Origin of the sequence: Ferruginibacter sp., from assembly GCF_031430955.1 — a bacterium.
Taxonomy (GTDB): domain Bacteria; phylum Bacteroidota; class Bacteroidia; order Chitinophagales; family Chitinophagaceae; genus Ferruginibacter.
The window spans coordinates 1-3,685 of sequence record NZ_JANPCM010000664.1 but is presented as its reverse complement, the minus strand read 5'-3'; the positions used below and the strand labels follow the sequence as shown (position 1 = coordinate 3,685).

General features: G+C 38.4%; 4 protein-coding genes. 1 reads left to right on the top strand and 3 read right to left on the bottom strand.

What is annotated here, in order from left to right:
* Nucleotides 1-136 precede the first annotated feature (136 nt).
* The 3 genes from ACY65O_RS18900 to atpD form a co-directional block, all read right to left on the bottom strand.
* Complete coding sequence (locus ACY65O_RS18900; RefSeq protein ID WP_462222412.1) at nt 137-832, bottom strand: TIGR04283 family arsenosugar biosynthesis glycosyltransferase; 696 nt, start codon at nt 830-832, stop codon at nt 137-139.
* A gap of 82 nt (nt 833-914) precedes the next feature.
* Nucleotides 915-1,166 (bottom strand): ATP synthase F1 subunit epsilon, encoded by a 252-nt coding sequence (gene atpC / locus ACY65O_RS18895; RefSeq protein WP_462222411.1) that lies wholly within the window; start codon nt 1,164-1,166, stop codon nt 915-917.
* A gap of 284 nt (nt 1,167-1,450) precedes the next feature.
* Entirely contained in the window at nt 1,451-2,956 is a 1,506-nt protein-coding gene (gene atpD, locus ACY65O_RS18890) for a F0F1 ATP synthase subunit beta (RefSeq protein ID WP_462222410.1), read from the bottom strand.
* 203 nt (nt 2,957-3,159) lie between these two features.
* On the opposite strand from atpD, the gene ACY65O_RS18885 reads away from it, so the two are divergent.
* The coding region (locus ACY65O_RS18885) for a hypothetical protein (protein ID WP_462222409.1) at nt 3,160-3,685 on the top strand (526 nt) is incomplete at its 3' end.

The following is a 3,685-nucleotide window of genomic DNA, read 5'->3' as shown; positions in this document are numbered from 1 at the left end:
TTGTACCATACAAAAGCTTCATCAGCATCAGCAACCCCAATACCCACTTGCTGAATGCCATTAATAAATCTTTCCATTTTTTTAATTACGTAAAATACCGGGATACAGATTATAAAATTTATACCTTCCGGTGATGTTATTTTTTCAACATTAATTTATACTGATCCACTATTTGCTGTTGTGATGCACCGCTTTTAAAAAGTTGTATGGCTTTTCTGTTGGCCTTTTGCACCTGCCACCAGGTTCTGCCTTCGTATTTCCTGATGCTGATAAGAGTAGTTTTATTAAAAATTTTATAGTGCCCTTGTTGTTTTGCCCTTGCAGTCAAATCATATTCTTCCATTATCATCATCTCGTTTTTAAATCCGCCCAGCTCTGTAAATAATTTTTTAGTGATAAAAAATGTTTGATCACCGCCATAGCAAATAAACCAATCGAACCGGGTAAAAAAAGCATTGAATTTATATATCCATTTTTTACTGTTGAATTTAGTTTGATAACGGCCGCAATCAAAATTATTTTTTACGGCTTCAATAATATCTGTGGCAAAACTTGCCGGTGGAAAAGTATCAGCATGTACAAAATATAAAATATCTCCAGTAGCTTTTGAACTGCCGTAATTCATTTGTGCAGCCCTGCCTTTTTGTGGTGATGTAAAAGTTATTGCGCCTGCGGCTTTGGAAAGAGAAACAGTATCATCATTACTGCCACCATCACTTACAATAATTTCGGCAACCGAATTATTACTGTTATTTTTTAAAAAAATAATTAAAGCAGCAATATTTTCTGCTTCATTATAAGTTGGAATTATTATAGAGATTTTCTTTATCACTGTAAACACGAATATATACCAATAAAAAAACCATCTGCTTTTAGTAAATGGTTTTTATGGAGCCGGAAGCAGGAGCTTCCAGTTACAATTCTTTTGCGCCTTCTACCAGCACAGTTACTTTATTATTTAATACTTCTACAAACCCGCTTTGTATGGTGTACAATGCTGTAGCAGATTTATCTTTTAAAATTTTAAGGTTGCCGTTTTTTAAAGCACTCACCATTGGCGCATGCTTGTCCAATACTTCAAACGAGCCGCTGATGCCCGGCAATTGAACGCCGTAAACTTCGCCGCTAAAAATTTTACTTTCTGGTGTTAATATTTCTAAGTTCATGTGGCCCCTCCATCTCCCCAAAGGGGAGGATTTAACTCCATCCATTTTAAAAAAACAGACGGAGTATTTTATTGGTGAAAAAAAGAACAATCTATTTTATATTACTTAATCGCTAAGATAAAAGCTCAATACTGTTATTCAGTACAGGAGTGTCTCGCCTTAGGCCAGACAAATGAAGTTGAAAAAAGATTTAATGCCGGGTTCAAAAAAATAATAACCTACAATCTTCTCTTCAATCTTCTCCTTTTCCCTTCCCCCCGGGGGAAGGATAGGATGAGGCCGCTTTACGCCTGCGCCGCTGCCATCAACTTCTTACCTTTTTCCATTGCATCTTCCAAAGTACCTACAAGGTTAAACGCTGCTTCGGGATACTCATCCACTTCGCCATCCATAATTGCATTAAAACCACGGATGGTATCTTCTATTGGAACCAACACACCTTTTAAACCTGTGAACTGCTCGGCCACAAAGAAGGGCTGGCTTAAAAAACGTTGTACTTTACGTGCTCTTGATACTATCAATTTATCCTCATCACTCAATTCATCCAAACCAAGAATAGCGATGATATCCTGTAATTCTTTATAGCGTTGTAAAATTAATTTTACCCTGTCAGCTGTATTGTAATGCTCTGCACCAACAATGGCAACAGTTAAAATTCGGGAAGTACTATCCAAAGGATCAACCGCAGGATAAATACCCAAATCCGCAATTTTACGGCTCAACACTGTTGTAGCATCCAGGTGAGCAAATGTTGTTGCAGGCGCCGGATCGGTTAAATCATCCGCAGGTACATATACCGCCTGTACCGAAGTGATGGAACCATTTTTTGTAGAAGTAATACGCTCCTGCATCAATCCCATTTCGGTTGCTAACGTTGGCTGATAACCTACAGCGCTTGGCATACGGCCAAGCAAAGCCGAAACTTCGGAACCTGCCTGCGTAAAACGGAAGATATTATCTACGAAAAATAAAATGTCTTTTCCCTGTCCGGTACCATCCCCATCACGGAAATATTCCGCAATAGTTAAACCGCTTAAAGCCACACGAGCCCTTGCACCTGGTGGTTCGTTCATTTGTCCGAATACAAAAGTTGCTTTTGATTCTTTTAAATCTTCCATATTTACAGCGCTCAAATCCCATCCACCTTCTTCCATACTGTGCTTGAATTTTTCGCCGTAGTTCATGATACCTGCTTCAATCATCTCTCTCATCAAATCATTTCCCTCTCTTGTTCTTTCTCCCACACCTGCAAATACCGATACACCACTGTATGCTTTTGCAATGTTATTGATCAACTCCTGGATCAATACGGTTTTACCCACACCTGCTCCACCAAACAATCCAATTTTACCACCTTTTGCATAAGGCTCAATAAGATCAATTACTTTAATACCGGTAAATAATATTTCACTGGCAGTACTTAAGTTTTCGAATAATGGCGGCTTATTATGAATAGGACGTCCACCAACTTTGCTTACTTGTGGCAAACCATCAATAGCATCGCCGGTTACATTAAATAAACGTCCTTTAATGGCATCACCTACAGGCATTGCAATAGGAATACCGGTATCAGTTACCACAGTACCACGTACCAAACCTTCAGTACCATCCATCGCAATAGTACGTACACTGTCTTCACCTAAATGCTGTTGTACTTCCAGTACCAAAGTATCGCCGTTATCACGTTTTACTTCCAGTGCATTTAAAATTTCAGGAAGCTTGCTGCCGCTGTCAAACTGAACGTCGACAACCGCCCCGATAACCGATTTAATTTTACCCGTATTGGCCATAAATATTATTTTATTATAATGAGGTGTAAATTTGAGCGGCAAAGGTAAGGGTTGGAGTTTGAAATTTGAAATTTGGAGCCTGTGATTTTAAGAATAATTATAGCCCGAATCGGCCACCATTAGGGAATAAAATGCTCATGGGTACAATATGACCGGTATTTTTCGTTACATCTATAAGACCTAATTTCATTTAAAATTCTGTAATGCTGCCACGCATCAAAAAATTTCTACGGATATCGTTTATAGGAATAAATATTATTGCCGTCATTTTCTATTTGCTGGCATGCCTGGTTCCGTTTATAAATTCCGGAAAATCGTGGTTTATAGCTATGCTTGGCCTGGTATTTCCCCTGCTTTTTTTGGTAATACTTATTTTTTTAATTTATTGGTTGATAAGAAAATCGAAGTGGGCCTATGTTTGTATTGTTGCCCTTTTATTAAGCTGGAAGCAGATCAGCGTAATGTTCAGCTTTCATTTTCCTAAAAAGTTTGAAGTAGCAAAATCTCCGGCAACATTAAGGGTGCTAACCTGGAATTTATCCAGTTGGGGAGTATCCAACCGGTCGGATGGAAAGAAAGCAGACTACGAGGAAGAGATGATTGAGGTAATAAAAAAAAGCAATGCTGATGTATTATGCTTCCAGGAATATCTGTACTATAAAGATTCAAAATACAGGGATTCAATAATTCCCGCCTTACTGGAAAGCGGTTACCGCTACAGTTATTTTG

Coding starts and splice junctions, on each gene's coding strand:
- atpC (WP_462222411.1), bottom strand. CDS start 1,166: ATGAACTTAGAAATATTAACACCAGAAAGTAAAATTTTTAGCGGCGAA.
- atpD (WP_462222410.1), bottom strand. CDS start 2,956: ATGGCCAATACGGGTAAAATTAAATCGGTTATCGGGGCGGTTGTCGAC.